This window comes from Exiguobacterium sp. s7 (assembly GCF_018618195.1).
Lineage (GTDB): Bacteria > Bacillota > Bacilli > Exiguobacteriales > Exiguobacteriaceae > Exiguobacterium > Exiguobacterium mexicanum_A.
The window spans coordinates 302,573-319,739 of the sequence record NZ_JACSLO010000002.1; the positions used below are offsets into that span (position 1 = coordinate 302,573).

19 protein-coding genes are annotated in these 17,167 nt (G+C 54.7%); 16 read left to right on the forward strand and 3 right to left on the reverse strand.

The genetic code is table 11. The features are described 5' to 3' along the window. Positions 1–48 precede the first annotated feature (48 nt). Genes gcvT through gcvPB form a run of 3 tightly spaced genes read left to right on the forward strand, consistent with a single transcriptional unit; the run spans position 49 to position 3,960 of the window. The gene (gene gcvT, locus KNP79_RS04095; RefSeq protein WP_215191369.1) at positions 49–1,122 is read left to right on the forward strand and encodes a glycine cleavage system aminomethyltransferase GcvT; all 1,074 of its coding nucleotides are present in this window, start codon (positions 49–51) and stop codon (positions 1,120–1,122) included. Between the two features lie 25 nt (positions 1,123–1,147). Beyond that, complete coding sequence (gcvPA, locus tag KNP79_RS04100; RefSeq protein ID WP_215191437.1) at positions 1,148–2,485, forward strand: aminomethyl-transferring glycine dehydrogenase subunit GcvPA; 1,338 nt, start codon at positions 1,148–1,150, stop codon at positions 2,483–2,485. Next, complete coding sequence (gene gcvPB / locus KNP79_RS04105; protein WP_214753118.1) at positions 2,485–3,960, forward strand: aminomethyl-transferring glycine dehydrogenase subunit GcvPB; 1,476 nt, start codon at positions 2,485–2,487, stop codon at positions 3,958–3,960. Before gcvPA ends, gcvPB begins: the two co-directional genes overlap by 1 nt. 90 nt (positions 3,961–4,050) lie before the next feature. On the opposite strand, the gene KNP79_RS04110 is transcribed toward gcvPB, so the two are convergent. After that, positions 4,051–4,431, reverse strand: coding sequence for a rhodanese-like domain-containing protein (locus KNP79_RS04110; protein ID WP_034778003.1), 381 nt, complete (start codon positions 4,429–4,431; stop codon positions 4,051–4,053). A 164-nt stretch (positions 4,432–4,595) separates the two neighbouring features. On the opposite strand from KNP79_RS04110, the gene mntR reads away from it, so the two are divergent. Next, positions 4,596–5,024 (forward strand): transcriptional regulator MntR, encoded by a 429-nt coding sequence (gene mntR / locus KNP79_RS04115; RefSeq protein ID WP_034778001.1) that lies wholly within the window; start codon positions 4,596–4,598, stop codon positions 5,022–5,024. A 179-nt stretch (positions 5,025–5,203) separates the two neighbouring features. Then, positions 5,204–5,731 (forward strand): hypoxanthine phosphoribosyltransferase, encoded by a 528-nt coding sequence (hpt, locus tag KNP79_RS04120; protein WP_034777998.1) that lies wholly within the window; start codon positions 5,204–5,206, stop codon positions 5,729–5,731. Positions 5,732–5,786: 55 nt separating this feature from the next. Here the strand turns inward: hpt and KNP79_RS04125 are convergent, their stop codons facing one another. Further along, positions 5,787–6,200, reverse strand: coding sequence for an SA1362 family protein (locus tag KNP79_RS04125; protein ID WP_034777995.1), 414 nt, complete (start codon positions 6,198–6,200; stop codon positions 5,787–5,789). 16 nt (positions 6,201–6,216) lie between these two features. Further along, a complete protein-coding gene (locus KNP79_RS04130) occupies positions 6,217–7,161 on the reverse strand; it encodes a DUF1385 domain-containing protein (protein ID WP_214711441.1) in 945 nt (314 codons plus the stop codon). Between the two features lie 142 nt (positions 7,162–7,303). Between KNP79_RS04130 and aroQ the strand changes: the two genes are divergently transcribed. From aroQ to dxs, 11 genes are all read left to right on the forward strand, one after another. Continuing rightward, complete coding sequence (gene aroQ, locus KNP79_RS04135) at positions 7,304–7,741, forward strand: type II 3-dehydroquinate dehydratase (protein ID WP_215191371.1); 438 nt, start codon at positions 7,304–7,306, stop codon at positions 7,739–7,741. Then, the gene (locus tag KNP79_RS04140) at positions 7,737–8,804 is read left to right on the forward strand and encodes a M24 family metallopeptidase (RefSeq protein ID WP_371743416.1); all 1,068 of its coding nucleotides are present in this window, start codon (positions 7,737–7,739) and stop codon (positions 8,802–8,804) included. Before aroQ ends, KNP79_RS04140 begins: the two co-directional genes overlap by 5 nt. 29 nt (positions 8,805–8,833) lie before the next feature. Next, positions 8,834–9,400: an elongation factor P gene (gene efp, locus KNP79_RS04145; protein ID WP_021067706.1), complete on the forward strand. Its 567-nt coding sequence runs from the start codon at positions 8,834–8,836 to the stop codon at positions 9,398–9,400. Between the two features lie 113 nt (positions 9,401–9,513). Continuing rightward, positions 9,514–9,969, forward strand: a complete 456-nt coding sequence (gene accB / locus KNP79_RS04150) for an acetyl-CoA carboxylase biotin carboxyl carrier protein (RefSeq protein WP_214706139.1) — start codon at positions 9,514–9,516, stop codon at positions 9,967–9,969. A gap of 7 nt (positions 9,970–9,976) precedes the next feature. Next, positions 9,977–11,320, forward strand: coding sequence for an acetyl-CoA carboxylase biotin carboxylase subunit (gene accC / locus KNP79_RS04155; protein WP_034777987.1), 1,344 nt, complete (start codon positions 9,977–9,979; stop codon positions 11,318–11,320). A gap of 112 nt (positions 11,321–11,432) precedes the next feature. Further along, complete coding sequence (nusB, locus tag KNP79_RS04160; protein ID WP_034777985.1) at positions 11,433–11,816, forward strand: transcription antitermination factor NusB; 384 nt, start codon at positions 11,433–11,435, stop codon at positions 11,814–11,816. A gap of 82 nt (positions 11,817–11,898) precedes the next feature. Next, positions 11,899–12,735, forward strand: a complete 837-nt coding sequence (folD, locus tag KNP79_RS04165) for a bifunctional methylenetetrahydrofolate dehydrogenase/methenyltetrahydrofolate cyclohydrolase FolD (RefSeq protein ID WP_215191375.1) — start codon at positions 11,899–11,901, stop codon at positions 12,733–12,735. Beyond that, the gene (xseA, locus tag KNP79_RS04170; protein WP_215191376.1) at positions 12,728–14,077 is read left to right on the forward strand and encodes an exodeoxyribonuclease VII large subunit; all 1,350 of its coding nucleotides are present in this window, start codon (positions 12,728–12,730) and stop codon (positions 14,075–14,077) included. Before folD ends, xseA begins: the two co-directional genes overlap by 8 nt. Further along, positions 14,046–14,276, forward strand: a complete 231-nt coding sequence (xseB, locus tag KNP79_RS04175) for an exodeoxyribonuclease VII small subunit (protein ID WP_034777980.1) — start codon at positions 14,046–14,048, stop codon at positions 14,274–14,276. The genes xseA and xseB overlap by 32 nt, the downstream gene beginning before the upstream one ends. Next, entirely contained in the window at positions 14,273–15,151 is an 879-nt protein-coding gene (locus KNP79_RS04180; RefSeq protein WP_214797251.1) for a polyprenyl synthetase family protein, read from the forward strand. Before xseB ends, KNP79_RS04180 begins: the two co-directional genes overlap by 4 nt. Positions 15,152–15,274: 123 nt before the next feature. Further along, positions 15,275–17,167, forward strand: a complete 1,893-nt coding sequence (gene dxs, locus KNP79_RS04185; RefSeq protein ID WP_215191379.1) for a 1-deoxy-D-xylulose-5-phosphate synthase — start codon at positions 15,275–15,277, stop codon at positions 17,165–17,167.

Genomic DNA, 17,167 nt, shown 5'->3' on the forward strand with positions numbered 1-17,167 from the left:
GAAATATTTCACGCATTACATTATTTACGTTCGGGATTGGGGGATAATATGGAGAAAGTATCGTTAAAACGTACGCCTTTGTATGATTTGATTTCCGTAAAGGCGAAGATGGTGGATTTTGCGGGGTTTGAGATGCCGATCATGTTCTCGTCGATTAAAGAAGAACATCAGGCGGTGCGTAACGAGGTCGGCATGTTCGATGTGTCGCATATGGGGGAGATTCGGGTCGAAGGTCCGGATGCGCTCGAGAGCGTGCAACGTCTCGTCACGAATGACGTCTCGAAATTACAGATTGGTCAGGCCCAATACAACTTGTTCTGTTTGCCTGACGGCGGTGTCGTCGATGATTTGCTCGTCTATCGACTCGATGAAGATGCGTTTTGGCTCGTCGTCAACGCCTCGAATATCGAAAAAGACGTGGCCCACGTTCGTCAGTATGTGACGGGTGACGTCACGGTGACCGATGAGTCTGACGCCTATGGTCAAATCGCGATTCAAGGACCGATGGCCGAACACGTGTTGGCTCGCTTGACGGACTTGCCGCTAGCAGACATCAAATTTTTCCGGTTCATGACCGGCGACGTGGCCGGCGTGTCGACCATCGTCTCACGCAGTGGCTATACGGGAGAGGACGGGTTTGAACTCTACGCTCGGGCCGAGGACGTGGCCGCAATCTGGTCGGCGTTAGAAGCAGAAAACGTCACTCCATGCGGGCTCGGGGCCCGCGATACGCTCCGTTTTGAGGCATGCTTGCCATTATACGGACACGAGCTCGATGAGACGGTCACGCCGTTCGAGGCGAACTTGAACTTTGCCGTCAAACTCGATACCGATTTCATCGGCAAGGATGCCCTCGTGAAGCAAAAAGAAGACATCCCGCGCCGCTTGATCGGCTTACGCTTGCTCGGGCGCGGCATCGCCCGTCAAGGGGCGACGGTCGAAGTTGACGGGGAGACGATCGGTGTCGTCACGACCGGCACGATGCCGCCGACGGTGAACGAATCGATCGCCTGGGCGCGTGTCGACCGCCGTTTCGCGGAGGCGACACACTTTATCGTTGAAGTTCGGGGGAAAAAAATAGAAGCCGAACGAGTGCCGACACCGTTCTATAAACGTAAATGATACAGGGGGATTCAGAATGAACAGAATGGAGTTTCGTTATTTACCGATGACAGAGCAAGATGAGCGTGACATGTTGCAGACGATCGGCGTCGAGTCGATTGAAAACCTACTCGAAGATATTCCAGCATCGCTCCGGGAGACGGCTTCTTTAGCGGCCATCGGTGCGCCGCTTCCGGAAGTTGATCTCGTTCGTCATATGACGAAGCTCGCCGAGAAGAACGTGCACACGAAATCAACTCCGAGTTTCCTCGGGGCCGGAATGTACGATCACCTCTCTCCGAGCGTCATGAACCACATGCTTCTCCGTTCCGAGTTCTATACAGCCTATACGCCGTATCAGCCGGAAATCTCGCAAGGTGAACTCCAAGCGATGTTCGAGTTCCAGACGATGATTTGCGAATTGACGGGCATGGACGTGGCCAACTCGTCGATGTACGACGGCATCACAGCCCTCGCTGAAGCAACGTATCTCGCGAGTGCCCATACGAAGAAAAAACGTGTCGTCGTCTCGGGAGCGGTCCATCCGGAAGCGAAAGACGTCATCCGGACGTATGCCGGTGGGCCAGGGCTCACGGTCGAATATACGGACGTTAACGCCGGATTGACCGACGTGACAGACATCGATTTGACGGACGCCTCGTGCCTCGTCGTCCAATATCCGAACTTTTATGGACGCGTCGAGGACTTGTCAGCCCTCGCGAAAGCAGCGCACGACGCCGGCGCCTTGTTCGTCGTCTCGAGCAATCCGCTCGCGCTCGGGATTTTGGAGTCGCCGGGTGCGCTCGGGGCCGACATTACGGTCGGTGACGCCCAACCGTTCGGGATTCCGCAAAGCTTCGGCGGCCCGTCATGTGGATACTTCGCCGTCAAAAAAGCGCTCATGCGCAAACTTCCGGGTCGTCTCGTCGGACAGACGGTCGATGAGGATGGCAAGCGCGGCTTCGTCTTGACGCTTCAGGCCCGAGAGCAGCACATCCGTCGTGACAAGGCGACGTCGAATATTTGCTCGAACCAAGCGCTCAATGCGCTCGCAGCATCGATCACGATGTCCGCACTTGGGAAGTACGGGATTCGTGACATGGCCGTCCGTAACATTCAAACGGCCCATTACATGAAAGAAACGCTCAAAGCGGCCGGCTATACGGTTATCGATGAGGGACCGATGTTCAACGAGTTCGTCGTCGACTTCGGAATCGATGCGGAGCAAGTATCGCGTCATCTGCTCGACAATGGTATCATCGGCGGTTTGCCGCTCGGGACGTATGAAACGGACCGTCAGACCCAGATGTTGCTCTGCGCGACGGAGCTTCGGACGAAAGAAGAAATCGATTTATTTGTTGAAGTGGTTGGGGGGATGAACTGATGCAACACGAACAAACGCTTATCTTTGAGGTGTCACGTGAGGGGCGGACTGGCTACAATTTGCCGACGCCGACGGTACCGGAAGTCGATTTGGAGACGCTCTTGCCGGCTTCGATGGTTCGACAAGAGGCGGCCGAACTGCCAGAAGTGTCTGAACTTGATGTCGTACGCCATTACACGTCGCTCTCGACACGTAACCACGGAGTCGACTCCGGTTTCTATCCGCTCGGTTCGTGCACGATGAAATATAACCCGAAAGTGAATGAAGACATGGCCCGACTTCCTGGCTTCGCCCATATTCACCCGCTACAGCCGGTCGAGTCGATTCAAGGGGCGCTCGAGCTCATGGTCGATCTGCAAGAACAACTTGCTGAGATCACAGGCATGGATGAAGTGACCCTACAACCGGCAGCCGGGGCCCATGGGGAATGGACCGGTCTCATGCTCATCAAGGCGTTCCACCATCACAACGGTGATATGGAACGGACGAAAGTACTCGTGCCTGATTCGGCACACGGAACGAACCCGGCCTCGGCCGTCGTCGCCGGTTTCGAGACGGTGACGGTCAAGTCGGATGAGCGCGGGCTCGTCGATTTGGAGGATTTGAAAGCGAAAGTCGGGACGGATACGGCAGCGCTCATGCTGACGAACCCGAACACGCTCGGTTTGTTCGAGGCTGATATTTTAGAGATCGCCAAAGTCGTGCATGAGGCCGGCGGCAAACTGTATTACGACGGAGCTAACTCGAACGCGATTCTAGGCATCGCCCGTCCTGGGGATATGGGCTTCGACGTCGTCCACTTGAACTTGCACAAAACGTTCACAGGGCCGCACGGCGGTGGCGGTCCGGGTTCTGGTCCGGTCGGGGTGAAACGCGATTTGATTCCGTACTTGCCGACGCCGATCGCGCGCCGCTCTGAGTCTGGCTTCACGCTCGATTATGATCGTCCGCAATCGATCGGTCGCATCAAACCGTTCTATGGCAACTTCGGGATCAACGTCCGGGCTTATAGCTACATCAAGACGATGGGTGCGGAAGGGTTGACGCGCGTCTCACGCGAAGCGGTATTGAACGCCAACTATATGTTCGCCCGCTTGAAAGATGCGTTCGATGTGCCGTATGACACGTTCTGCAAGCATGAGTTCGTCTTGTCTGGAAAACGTCAGAAAGCACTCGGCGTTCGGACGCTCGATATCGCCAAACGCTTGCTCGATTTCGGTTACCACCCACCGACGATTTACTTCCCGCTCAACGTCGAGGAGTGCATCATGGTCGAACCGACGGAGACGGAGTCGAAAGAGACGCTCGATGCCTTCTGCGATGCGATGCTCCAAATCGTCAAAGAGGCGGAAGAGAATCCGGAAATCGTTCAGACGGCCCCGCATACGACGGTCGTCAAACGCTTGGACGAAACGCTTGCGGCTCGGAAACCGGTGCTCAAATACGAACGACGCCAACCGTCGTCAATCAATTGAATCCGAACCCGCTCACTATTCGTGAGCGGTTTTTTTCTGGAAATAAAAAAACGTCCCTCCTCGGAGTGAGGAGTGGACGTGGTGGGCAGGTCAGTCTTTCTTGACTTTCCCTTTCCAGTTTTTGAAACCGCCATCGAGCATGTAAATGTCGGTATAACCATTTTTCATAAGCAATTTGGCCGCCTGGTTCGAACGCGACTTGCCTTGGCAATACATGAGGATCGGCTGATCTTTGCGAAGTTCTTTCATGCGTAGTTTCAATTGGCCGACCGGGATGTTACGGGCGCCGACGATGTGGCCTCCCTTATACTCGTTCGGTTCACGGACGTCGATCAATTGTCCTTTACGGAGCGACGCACGAAACTCTTCTTGTTTCATTTTCTTCAAACCGCGTGCCGGCAAGAAACGCCAGACGATGTATGCGATGAGCGCAGCCCATAGGATGATGACGAGGATAGTTTCGATTCCCATTGATGTTCTCCCTTTCTCTATTAAGTTTCACCAACATCCATTATAAAGAATTTAAGGTCATGAGACAATGATTGACTGATGGATTTACCCGTTCTGCTTTCGGTTTCTAGGTGGTTGCGTTAAAATAGAGGTTGCAGAACGGAACATAAGGGGAGGCTACGCCCATGCCGACACCGAGTATGGAAGATTACTTAGAACGAATTTATTTGCTAATGGTCGAGAAAGGATACGCCCGCGTGTCCGATATCGCCGAACATTTAGGGGTGCATCCCTCCTCTGTCACGAAAATGGTGCAAAAGCTCGACCGGGAAGACTATTTGATTTATGAGAAATATAGAGGACTCATGTTGACGAAAAAAGGTCAAAAAATCGGGAAACGACTCGTCGAGCGTCATGCGATGCTCGAATCATTTTTACGTTTGATCGGTGTCGACGAGGCCCATGTCTACGAAGACGTCGAAGGAATCGAGCACCATTTGAGCTCGAACACGCTTGATTGCATGACCCAGTTCGTCGAATTTTTTGAAGATAAGCCCGAACTGATGGCCCAGTTTCGCGCGTTTCAAGAACTGAATACGAACGACGATGAGTGAGTCTAGATGACCGCGACCGATGAATCGATTCGGGAGCGGTCTTTTTTTTATCAAAACGCCTCTAGAACCGAACGATAAAACGTTTTAATTGAATTTTAGTCTGTTTTTGAGTTGTTTTTGTGATAGAATGGGTGCTGGTAAGAATGATAAGGGGGTGACGGCGAACAATCGCCGACATGATGGATATTCAAATCAAAGGGAAACTGTTTGACGAAGCACAAATCAAACAGCGCGTGGCGGAACTCGCTGAACAAATCGAACGGGATGCGGCCGGGACACCAATCGTCCTCGTGGCCGTCTTGAAAGGGTCGCTCGTCTTTGCGGCTGATTTGATGAGACAGATGACGGGCAGTGTCCAACTTGATACGGTGGCGACGTCTTCTTATGGGAAGAAATCGACTTCGAGCGGGAACGTCCAACTCCGGAAAGATTTAGACCTCGATGTCGAAGGGAAGTACGTCGTCATCATCGAAGACATCATCGACACGGGACAGACGCTTAAATTCTTGTGTCAGCATATGACGTTACATCAACCGGGGCAATTGAAGATTTGTACACTTCTCGACAAGCCGGCCCGCCGACTCGTCACGCTCGACGCCGATTACGTCGGCTTCGAGATCCCGGATGAGTTCGTCATCGGGTACGGTATCGACTACGCCGAACAGTATCGCAATCTACCGTATATCGGTTTCGTCGAAACGGACTGACTTCCGAATCACGACAAAAAACGAACCAGGTCGCCCGTGGCGATCTGGTTCGTTTTCACATGTTCGCTTTCTTTTTCTTCTTGCCTTTCTTCCCCTCGATGACGGTGAGGTGAGGGGCGTCGCTACGATGCGTCGAACGAGCCGGGCGCTTCGAGAGTTTCGTCACGTTTGAACCAGGTTTCGCTTTCTTTTTCGTCGTCGCGGACGGTTTCACTTTAGGGTTCGCACCGGGACGTTGCATCCGTTTTTTGGAAGCCTGAGCGGTCTTCCGGTACCGCATATCCTCGGCTGAGATTTTAGGAGCCATGAACACACGGTAAATCACATAGAAGATTAACCCGAAAATACCGATGAAGAGCAACTGTCTGAACAAGCGACCGGGGTCGGTCGCGAGCATATGTCCGACTCCGATGAAGCCTAAGATGAACACGATCGTGGCAGCGGTCGTACCGATTCTTTGTCTGATCATGGTGCTTTCCTCCTCTTTATCCCTCTCTTTGCGCGGCCGGTTGACCTAGTTCTGAACGTTCCCATGTTTCGAAAGCCTCGATGGCGACGCGGATTTGCTCATCGTTTGGTTCACGCGTCGTCAACAGCTGTAGCGATAGTCCCGGCTTGCCGAGGACGGATAGGAAGCGATGTTCACGAAAACGGTTTGTGAATTGGAGCACCTCGAACGAGATGCCGATGACCACCGGTAACAAGGCGATGCGGCTGACGAGTCGGACCCAGAGCGGATCGATCGGGACGACCATATAGACGCCGATGCCAACGAAAACGGTGAACAGGATGAAGCTTGACCCACAGCGATAGTGGAGGCGTGAGCTCGAGCGGACGTTGTCGACGGTGATCGGTCGTCCGGACTCATAACAGTTGATGACCTTGTGTTCAGCGCCGTGATATTGAAACACGCGTCGAATGAGCGGTGTCAAGGAAATCAAATAGAGGTAACTGAGCAGCAATACTAATTTTATTCCCCCTTCGAGGAGGTTTTGAATCACGTGACCGGACAATGCGGGCACGCTTTGGAACATGGCGGCGAGCAGGGCCGGTGTGACGTTAAAAATCAGCTTGCCGAACACGTACGAAATAATCCCGACGACCGCGATCATGATGACCATCAAGATGTTCTGTTTCTTCTCATCCGGTTTCGTCGCCTCGTCCTCGCTCGGGTCGACGTCATAGCGATCACTGGCGAAGTTCATGTGGGCGGAACCGTTTTTGAGCGATTCGTATAAGGCGACCACGCCGCGCAGGAACGGGACTTTCTTTAACGATTGGACCCAGGGGACGAGGATGCGAGGTTGCTCGAACGTCTCGATGGATCCGTCCTTCCGGCGGATTGCCGAGGCACTCTCGGCGCGTCCTTGAAACATGACGCCTTCCACAAGCGCTTGGCCTCCAACGGGGATCAGTGGTTTAGTTTTCATGACATTTCCTCGATTCCTACAGTTATATAGTTGAATTATACCGTGATTCACCTAAAAAACGAAACCACATGAACGTCAATTGTCGCTACAACCGTTAAATTTGTTACAATAGAGGCGACTTGACGAACAGGGGGGAAGACTTGTGCACATACTCGTCTTGAATGGGCCGAATTTGAATCTACTCGGGAGACGTGAACCGGACGTATATGGTGACGTGTCGTTGAAGGGACTGACGGCGGAGCTGTTGCTCGCCGCACCAGATGACGTCCAGTTGACGTTCGTCCAATCCAACCATGAAGGCGAACTGATCGACGCGCTACACGAAGCGTACGATTATGCGGGGGTCATCTTCAACGCCGGGGCGTATACACATACGTCAATCGCGCTCCGAGATGCCATCGCCGCCATCAAGGCCCCGGTCGTCGAAGTACATATCTCGAACGTGCATGCACGAGAGTCGTTTCGTCATGAATCCAAGCTCGCCGGCGTCTGTCTCGGCGTCATCAACGGCTTCGGGTTGACGAGTTACACGCTCGCGTTGCAGGCGCTGATCGAACATTGGAGGAATCGACATGATTGAACGGGTCAACAAACTGCAAGCTCAGCTAGAAGCGAACGGAATTGACGGATTGCTCGTGACGAAACGGGAGAACATCCGCTACTTGTCGGGGTTCACCGGGTCGAGTGGCGTCCTTGTGATCACGCCAAAGTCGGCGAGCTTCATCACCGACTTCCGCTACACGGAACAGGCCGCGAGCCAAGTGAAAGGGTTCGACATCATTGAACACAAGACATCGCTCATCAAGTCGGTCGCAGAAGTCGTGGACCGGGAAGCGGTCGCACGCCTCGGTATCGAGCAAGATGACATGATGGTCGGGCAATTCCGGACGTATGAAAAAGACGTCAACGCCGAACTCGTCGAGACATCAGGCATCGTCGAAAAGCTACGCTTGATTAAGGATGAGTCAGAGATTAAGATAATGAAGGAAGCTGCGGCGATTGCGGATGCGGCGTTCACCCATATCCAGTCGTTTATCCGCCCGGGCCGGACAGAGAAAGAGGTCGCGAATGAACTCGAGATGTTCATGCGTGCTCAAGGAGCCGACTCGTCGTCGTTTGATATGATCGTTGCATCGGGCCATCGCTCGGCATTGCCGCACGGTGTGGCCAGTGATAAGGTCATCGAGGCAGGCGAACTCGTGACACTCGACTTCGGGGCTTACTATCAGGGGTACTGCTCGGACATCACGCGCACGCTCGCCGTCGGAGAGATCTCAGACGAGTTGCGCAACATCTATGATACGGTACTCCGCGCACAACTCGCGGGTGTCGAAGGCACGAAAGCCGGGATCACGGGAATCGAGGCGGACGCGTTGACGCGTGATGTGATCAAAGAAGCCGGTTATGGTGAGTACTTTGGGCATTCGACGGGACACGGTCTCGGCATGGAAGTCCATGAGGCGCCAGGGTTGTCATTCCGTTCGGAGACGGTGCTCGAACCGGGGATGGTCGTCACGGTCGAACCAGGCATCTACATCGCCGGAATCGGCGGATGTCGCATCGAGGACGATATCGTCATCACTGAGACTGGCAATTTCCGTCTCACGCAGTCGCCAAAAGAGTTAATTACGATTGAGGCTTGAGTCTCAGCTCATCTTAGGAGGAAATCAACATGGTATCAGTTAACGATTTAAAAACAGGCTTAACGGTCAAAACGTCGGACGGATCGATTTGGCAAGTCATCGAATTCCAACACGTCAAGCCGGGTAAAGGCGCGGCTTTCGTTCGTACGAAGATGCGTAACTTGCGCACGGGGGCGATTCAAGAGACGACGTTCCGTGGCGGCGAGCGCATCGAGCGTGCCCACATCGAACGTAAGCGTATGCAGTACCTCTACCCGATGGGCGACACGTACGTGTTCATGGACACAGAGTCGTATGAGCAGCTCGAACTCACGGGCGAGCAAGTGAAAGCGGCGCTCCCGTACATGCTTGAAAACATGGAAGTGAGCATCGCTGACTACGATGGCGAGATTCTCGGCATCGAGCTCCCGACGACGGTCGTCTTGACGATTGTCGAGGCCGATCCAGGCGTCAAAGGTGACACGGCATCGAACGTGAAGAAAAACGCGACGGTCGAAACGGGCCACATCATTCAAGTGCCGCTCTTCATCGAGCCAGGCGAAAAAGTAACGGTCGACACGCGCACAGGCGAGTTCACGGGCCGCTATAACGGGTAAGGCAAAGGGTGTCCATTCTTCGGAATGGGCCCTTTTTTTGTCGTTGCATTCACTGGTCTGACCAGTTATAGTAGAGTAGAGATTAGTACCAGGTATAAACAGGGGGTTATTTCATGCAAATCGAACATATTAAAGAGCTGATCACAATGCTCGATCAGACGTCCGTCCACGAGCTGGAGCTCGAGACGTCTGAATTTAAACTATCATTGAAAAAAGAAGCGGCCCCGCAACTCGCCGCCCATCATACACCAGTCGCCCAAGCGGCGCCGGTCGCTGCACCTACACCGGCCGCTCAGACGGAGCAAGCAGTCACACCGGAAGCGGCCCCGAGCAACCTACGGACGATCACGTCGCCGATGGTCGGGACGTTCTATTCGCGCCCGGCACCGGACAAGGATGCCTACGTCCAAGTCGGCGATCGCGTCGAAGCTGGACAAGTGGTCTGTATTTTAGAAGCGATGAAGCTGTTCAATGACGTCGAGGCGGAAATCAGCGGAGAAATCGTCGAGATGCTCGTCGCTGACGGCGATTTAGTCGAATACGGTCAAGCGCTCTTCAGCGTGAAGTGAGGTGTCTATGAAACTACTCATTGCAAACCGTGGAGAAATTGCGGTCCGGATCATCCGGGCCGCGAAAGAGTTGAACATTCCGACGGTCGCCGTCTTCTCCGAGGCCGACCGTGAAGCGTTGCACGTCCGTCTCGCCGACGAGGCGTACTGCATCGGACCGAACCCGTCCAAAGACTCATACTTGAATATCCCGAACATCCTATCGGTCGCTTGTGCGGTCGATGCGACGATGATTCATCCGGGTTACGGTTTTTTGGCCGAAAACGCCGAATTCGCCGAGATGAGCGAGGCGTGCGGCATCCAATTCGTCGGACCGAGCAGTTATGCGATTCGGAAGATGGGCATTAAAGACGAAGCGAAGCGAACGATGATCGAGTCGGGCGTTCCGGTCGTCCCGGGATCGAGTGGGGTCGTGACCGACGAGGAAGCGGTCGAACTCGCCCGTGAAATCGGTTATCCGGTCATCATCAAAGCGACGGCCGGAGGCGGCGGACGCGGAATCCGTGTCGCCTATGATGAGACAGAGCTTGTCAAAGGGCTCACGGACACTCGTAAAGAAGCGAAGCAGGCGTTCGGCAACGGCGACGTCTATCTCGAGAAGTACATTGAGTCGTTCCGCCACGTCGAGGTGCAAGTGCTCGCCGACCAGTACGGCAACGTCATCCATCTCGGAGAACGTGATTGCACGATTCAGCGCCGGATGCAGAAGCTGATCGAGGAGGCACCGTCGCCGGCGATCGATGAGGCGACGCGCCAAGCGATGGGAGATGCGGCCGTGAAAGCGGCCAAAGCGATTCGTTATTCTGGTGCCGGTACGATCGAGTTCATCTACGTCCCGGAGTCGAACGAGTTCTATTTCATGGAAATGAACACGCGAATCCAAGTCGAACATCCGGTCACCGAGATGATCACCGGCTTCGACCTCGTCCAAGCACAACTCGAGGTCGCGCTCGGTCATCCGCTCGCGATCAGTCAAGCCGACATCACGTTCAGCGGACACTCGATCGAGTGCCGCATCAACGCCGAGGACCCGTTTGCCGACTTCCGTCCGATGGCTGGGAAAATTGATCAGTACATCGTGCCGGGCGGTATGGGTGTCCGGGTCGACAGCGGTCTGTTCGCAGGTGCGGTCATCCCGCCGTTCTATGATTCGATGGTGGCGAAGTTGATCGTCCATGCCCCGACGCGAGAAGAGGCGATCGCGAAGATGCTTCGCGCGCTCGATGAGTTCACGGTATCGGGCATTCATACGACGATTCCATTCCATCAACAAGTCATGGCGCACGAACGTTTCCGAGCGGGCGCGTTCGACACGAAATTTGTCGAAAAAGAAATGACGCTCACAAAATGAACCGTACCAGGAAGCCCGAACATTATTTGGGCTTCCTGGTTTTTTGTACTGAATTTATGGAGGCTTTATGCTAAACTATCACAATGAAAGCATGCAAAAGGAGAGTATCTGAATGAAACGTCATGAAGCACGAGAAAAAGCGATTCAAACGCTTTTTCAAATCGAAGTATCAAAACTTGAGGTGGACGAGGCCATCGAATTCGCCCTCGACGGTATGGATTCGGATCCATTCTACGAACAACTCGTCGTTGAGACGTTAGAAAAGAAAGACGAAATTGACGAACTGCTCGTCGAAAACTTGAAAAACTGGAGACTCGATCGTCTCGGCAACGTCGAGCGGACGATTCTCCGCATGGCGACGTACGAGTTGCTCTATGTCGAGACGATTCCGGACAAAGTGACGATCAACGAGGCAGTCGAACTCGCCAAGTCGTTCGCCGACGAAGAAGCGGCCAAGCTCGTCAACGGCGTCCTCGGCAACATTATCAAAGCGTAAAAAAAGAGAGAAACGCATCATACAAATAGAGAAGACACCACACCAACTACAGAGAAACCTAAAACAACGGGGGATGAGAGAGATGGCAGTAGTGATCGACGGGAAACAAATCGCAGCATCATATCGGGAAACGTTGAAAGAACGGGTCAGTGCGCTTCGTACGCGCGGCATCGTTCCGAAACTGAAAGTCATTTTAATCGGGGATGATCCGGCGAGCCACAGCTACGTCCGGGGTAAAGAACGGGCAGCGGCTGAGATCGGGATCGATTCACAAGTGATTCGTTTCGATGAGACGATCTCGGAACGTGAAGTGCTCGAACTGATTGATTCGATGAACGAGGACGACGAGCTCCATGGCATCCTCGTTCAATTGCCGCTACCGAAGCATATCGATGAGAACCGTGTCATCATGCGCATCTCGCCAGACAAGGATGTGGATGGGTTCCATCCGACCAACGTCGGGAAGATGTTGCTCGGTCTCGAGACACTGTTGCCGTGCACGCCGCACGGAATTCTCCATCTCGTCAAGACACAGACTGACCTCGTCGGTAAACACGTCGTCGTCGTCGGTCGCAGCCAAATCGTCGGGAAACCTGTCGGGATGCTGTTCTTGAACGAGTCGGCCACGGTGACATACTGTCACTCGAAAACGGTCGACCTCGGTGCGATGACGCGTCAAGCCGACATTTTGATCGTCGCCGTCGGTCGGGCCGGTCTCGTCACGAACGAGATGGTCAAACCGGGAGCGATCGTCATCGATGTCGGTGTCAACCGCGTCGACGGCCGTCTCGTCGGAGATGTTGACTTTGATGGTGTCCGCGACGTCGCTGGTGCCATCACCCCGGTTCCGGGTGGTGTCGGTCCGATGACGATCACGATGCTCATGCACAATACGGTCGAGGTCGCCTCACGTGGCTAATCCGATTCAAGTCTCTGAAGTCGTCCGTTATGTGAAACGTCAACTCGATGGTGACCCGGTGTTGCAACAAGTCGCCGTCATCGGCGAAATCTCGAACTTCAAACGGTACGCCTCAGGGCACTGCTATTTCACACTGAAAGACGAATCGTCCCGCATGAAGGCGGTCATGTTCTCACGAGATGCCCGCACGCTCAACTTTGAACCTACGGACGGGATGAACGTGGTCGTCGTCGCTCGAGTGACGATGTATGAGTCGACCGGTGATGTTCAATTGTACGTCGAGCTCATGCGGCAAGACGGCATCGGCATCTTGTTCGAACGCTATGAGGCACGAAAACGTGAGCTCGAGGCGAAGGGCTGGTTCGCGGCGGAACGGAAACGTCCGCTACCGGCGTTCCCTGAGCGCATCGGGATCATCACGTCTCCGAAAGGCGCAGCCTTGCACGATATCGCGACGACGCTTAGACGGCGGGCACCGCACGTGGCCATTACGTTCGCTCCTGTCGCAGTCCAAGGTGAACAAGCCGCTCCGCAAGTGGCGAGTGCGATTCGGTGGATGAATGAACGCACCGACTGCGATGTATTGATTGTCGGACGCGGAGGTGGATCGATCGAGGAATTGTGGGCGTTCAACGAGGATGTCGTCGTCGAAGCGATTTACCACTCCGAGATTCCTGTCATTTCGGCCGTCGGTCACGAGACAGATTTTACGTTGGCTGATTTCGTCGCCGACGTACGGGCTGCCACTCCGACAGCGGCGGCGGAGCTCGCGACGGCAACGATCGAAGCGCAACGAAAAGATGTGGAGCGTTTAAGTCGCGCACTCACGCGGGTCGTGACGACGCAAATGGCCTCGCTTCGCGAACGTGTCGAGCGCATGAAAAACAGTTACGGCCTCAAGTCGCCCCGCTATACGATCAGTCAAAAGCGAGAGCGGTTCGCCCAGGCCGAGATTCGGCTCGAACAGAGTGCCACGAAACAAGTGACGCACGCGCGGCACCGTTTCGCAGCGTCGTCCCAACGCCTCGACGTCCGCAATCTGATGCAAGTGTTCCGAACGCAAGACGACCGTTTCCGGCAATATGAAGGACGGTTAGAACGCATTCGACCTCTCGAGAGACCGGCGGGTCAATTCGCACAGTTGGCAGGACGATTGCAATCTGTCAGCCCGCTCGCCGTGCTCGCGAGAGGATACACGTTCGTCGAACAGGACGGGACGTACGTGAAAGATGTCAAACAACTACATGACGGCCTGGTGACGATCCGATTTCGGGATGGCCATGCCGTCGCGGAAGTGAAGGAGAGACACGATGGCGAAGAAACAAGAAGAACTGACGTTTGAAGCGGCGCTCGCCCGGCTCGAGGAAATCGTGACACAACTCGAGACGGGAGAAGTCGCCCTTGAAGAAGCGATGACCCTTTACGAGGAAGGCGTACGATTGTCTGCCCTCTGTCAGACCAAATTGACGGCGGCAGAACAAAAAATGGATGAAATTCTTGAACTTGACGGGACGCTCCGTGAAAAAGGAGGGACCGTATGAGCGTGCAGGTCCATCTACAGGCATGGAAAGAAGAGGTCGAACAGGCGACGCGTCGCTTGCTCGATTCGTCTTTGATGCCGGAGCGCTTGTTTCAATCGATGACATACTCCCTCGAGGCGGGGGGGAAACGGATTCGTCCGGCCCTTCTTTATGCCGTCCTCGATACATATGGCCGTCCGCGGGCGCTCGGGCATGAAGCGGCCGTCGCCCTCGAGATGGTTCACACGTACTCGCTCATCCATGATGACCTTCCGGCGATGGATGACGATGACGTCCGTCGCGGGCGTCCGACGAACCATCGTCAGTTCGATGAGGCGACCGCGATTCTCGCAGGCGACGCCTTGCTGACGGATGCGTTTCATCTCATCGCACGGGCTGATTTGGAAGCGACGAAAGTCGTCGCCCTCATGACACGGTTCAGTGAAGCGGCAGGTAGCGCCGGCATGGTCGGCGGTCAGCTCGATGACATGCTCGCCGAAAAACGCGCCGGCGTGTCGCTGTCGACCTTGCAATCGATTCATGAGCGAAAGACGGGGGCACTGCTCGTATACGCCCTCGAAGCAGGCGCGATTTTGGCGGACGCCCCATTGGCGGACCGACAGGCGCTCGTTCGCTTCGGGAAACATCTCGGTGTCGCCTTCCAAATCCAAGACGATATTTTAGACGTCGAAGGAGACGAGGCGCTCATCGGGAAACGAGTCGGTTCGGACGAAGGAAACGATAAAGCGACGTATCCGAAACTGCTCGGTCTCGATGGAGCGAAAAAAGCGCTGGAACAAGAAGTCACGGAAAGTGAGGCCGCACTGGCCGAACTTTCGGTCGAGGCCCCGCTTTTACGGGAGCTTCTCGACTTCGTCGTACGACGCAATCATTAATCTCGGTGACACGATGAGCACATCGTGTCACCTTTGTTTTTGTGAATGTATAGCATCTATGGACACATTCTTGTAAAATGTAAGGTACGAATAAGTAATAAGACAGGAGAAAGGATGGTCATCATGGACTTGACATCCATTCAAGACCCGTCATTCTTAAAAAAGATGTCGGTACCCGAGTTAGAAGCGCTCGGCGCAGACATCAGACGGTTTTTGATTGAAAAATTGGCTGAAACGGGAGGGCACTTGGGACCAAACCTAGGGGTTGTCGAATTGACGCTTGCCTTGCACCGTGTATTTGACAGTCCGAAAGACCAACTCGTATGGGACGTGGGGCATCAAGCGTACGTCCACAAAATCTTGACAGGACGAACGAGTCAGTTCGATACGCTGCGTCAATACAACGGCTTATGCGGATTCCCGAAGCGTTGTGAGAGCGATCATGACGTCTGGGAGACGGGGCACAGCTCGACGTCCTTATCGGCCGCGATGGGAATCGCCATCGCGAACGAGTTGAAAGGACGCTCGAACGACCGGGCCATCGCCATCATCGGGGACGGGGCGCTCACTGGGGGAATGGCGCTCGAAGCGCTCAACCATATCGGCGCCGAGAAACAAAATGTCATCGTCATCTTGAACGATAACGAGATGTCGATCGCGCCGAACGTCGGCGCGATGCACAACATGCTCGGCCGGATGCGGTCGTCACGTAAACTGAAACACGCCCGTGAGGAAGTCGAGACGCTCATCAAACATATCCCGATCGTTGGCAACTCGCTCGAACGGAGCGGGGAACGCGTGAAGGATATGCTGAAATCAGCGCTCATCCCAGGGACGTTCTTCGAAGAGCTCGGATTCACGTACTTCGGACCGACGGACGGTCACGATTTACGCGACCTGCTCGAGACGCTCGAGTACGCCAAGAAAATCGATGGACCGGTCATCGTTCACGTCATCACGAAAAAAGGCAAGGGCTATCGTCCGGCCGAACTCGATGGTGTCGGCACGTGGCACGGTCTCGGACCGTATAAAATCGAGTCGGGAGAAGTCATCAAAGGCAAGGTCAAAGGACCGAGCTATTCGAAGGTCGTCGCTGAGACGATCACGAAAGTCGCCGAGACGGACGAGCACGTGACACTCATCACACCAGCGATGAGCGTCGGCTCGAAACTCGATTGCTTCAACAAGCAATTCCCGGAGCGGATGTTTGACGTCGGCATCGCCGAGCAACATGCGGTCACATTGGCCGGAGGACAGGCGACACAAGGCTTGAAGCCGGTCGTCTCGATTTATTCGACGTTCTTCCAACGCGCCTATGATCAGCTCGTGCACGACATTTGCCGTCAAAACTTGAACGTCGTCTTCACAATCGATCGTTCTGGTCTCGTCGGAGCGGACGGGGAGACGCACCAAGGCGTGTTCGATATCGCCTTTATGCGCCACGTGCCGAACATTCGCATCTTGATGGCGAAAGACGAAGAGGAATTGCAACATCTCGTCTATTCGGCGCTGAAGTATGATGACGGTCCAATCGCCGTCCGTTTCCCGCGCGGCGAAGGAATCGGGACACCGATGAGCGAAACGCTCCGCGAATTGCCGCTCGACGTCTGGGAGACGGTCGCGGACGGAACGGATGTCGCCATCTTGACGTTCGGTCCACAAGTGCAAGACGCGCTTGAAGTGCGTGCACTGCTTGAAGGACAAGTGAGCGTCCGTGTCATCAACGCTCGGACGATCAAACCGCTCGACGACGTCATGCTCTCCGCTTTATACGCGGAAGGCATCCCGCTCGTCACGTTAGAGGAAGCGGCGCTCGCCGGAGGTTTCGGCAGCAGTGTGCTCGAACATGCGAGCGATGCCGGGCAGTTCCCGCGTGTGCTCCGACTTGGCATTCCGGACCGCTATATCGAACACGGCGGCGTCAATCAATTGCTCGAAGAAATCGGGCTCCGTCCGACGCAAATCGCTGACTCGGTTCAGCAGTTCGTTCAAGTGACAAATCGACAGAATGTGTGA

Coding starts and splice junctions, on each gene's coding strand:
- gcvPA (WP_215191437.1), top strand. CDS start 1,148: ATGGAGTTTCGTTATTTACCGATGACAGAGCAAGATGAGCGTGACATG.
- gcvPB (WP_214753118.1), top strand. CDS start 2,485: ATGCAACACGAACAAACGCTTATCTTTGAGGTGTCACGTGAGGGGCGG.
- KNP79_RS04130 (WP_214711441.1), bottom strand. CDS start 7,161: ATGAAAACTAAACCACTGATCCCCGTTGGAGGCCAAGCGCTTGTGGAA.
- KNP79_RS04180 (WP_214797251.1), top strand. CDS start 14,273: ATGAGCGTGCAGGTCCATCTACAGGCATGGAAAGAAGAGGTCGAACAG.
- accC (WP_034777987.1), top strand. CDS start 9,977: ATGAAACTACTCATTGCAAACCGTGGAGAAATTGCGGTCCGGATCATC.
- KNP79_RS04110 (WP_034778003.1), bottom strand. CDS start 4,431: ATGGGAATCGAAACTATCCTCGTCATCATCCTATGGGCTGCGCTCATC.
- accB (WP_214706139.1), top strand. CDS start 9,514: ATGCAAATCGAACATATTAAAGAGCTGATCACAATGCTCGATCAGACG.
- dxs (WP_215191379.1), top strand. CDS start 15,275: ATGGACTTGACATCCATTCAAGACCCGTCATTCTTAAAAAAGATGTCG.
- efp (WP_021067706.1), top strand. CDS start 8,834: ATGGTATCAGTTAACGATTTAAAAACAGGCTTAACGGTCAAAACGTCG.
- gcvT (WP_215191369.1), top strand. CDS start 49: ATGGAGAAAGTATCGTTAAAACGTACGCCTTTGTATGATTTGATTTCC.
- xseB (WP_034777980.1), top strand. CDS start 14,046: ATGGCGAAGAAACAAGAAGAACTGACGTTTGAAGCGGCGCTCGCCCGG.
- hpt (WP_034777998.1), top strand. CDS start 5,204: ATGGATATTCAAATCAAAGGGAAACTGTTTGACGAAGCACAAATCAAA.
- KNP79_RS04125 (WP_034777995.1), bottom strand. CDS start 6,200: ATGATCAGACAAAGAATCGGTACGACCGCTGCCACGATCGTGTTCATC.
- folD (WP_215191375.1), top strand. CDS start 11,899: ATGGCAGTAGTGATCGACGGGAAACAAATCGCAGCATCATATCGGGAA.
- nusB (WP_034777985.1), top strand. CDS start 11,433: ATGAAACGTCATGAAGCACGAGAAAAAGCGATTCAAACGCTTTTTCAA.
- mntR (WP_034778001.1), top strand. CDS start 4,596: ATGCCGACACCGAGTATGGAAGATTACTTAGAACGAATTTATTTGCTA.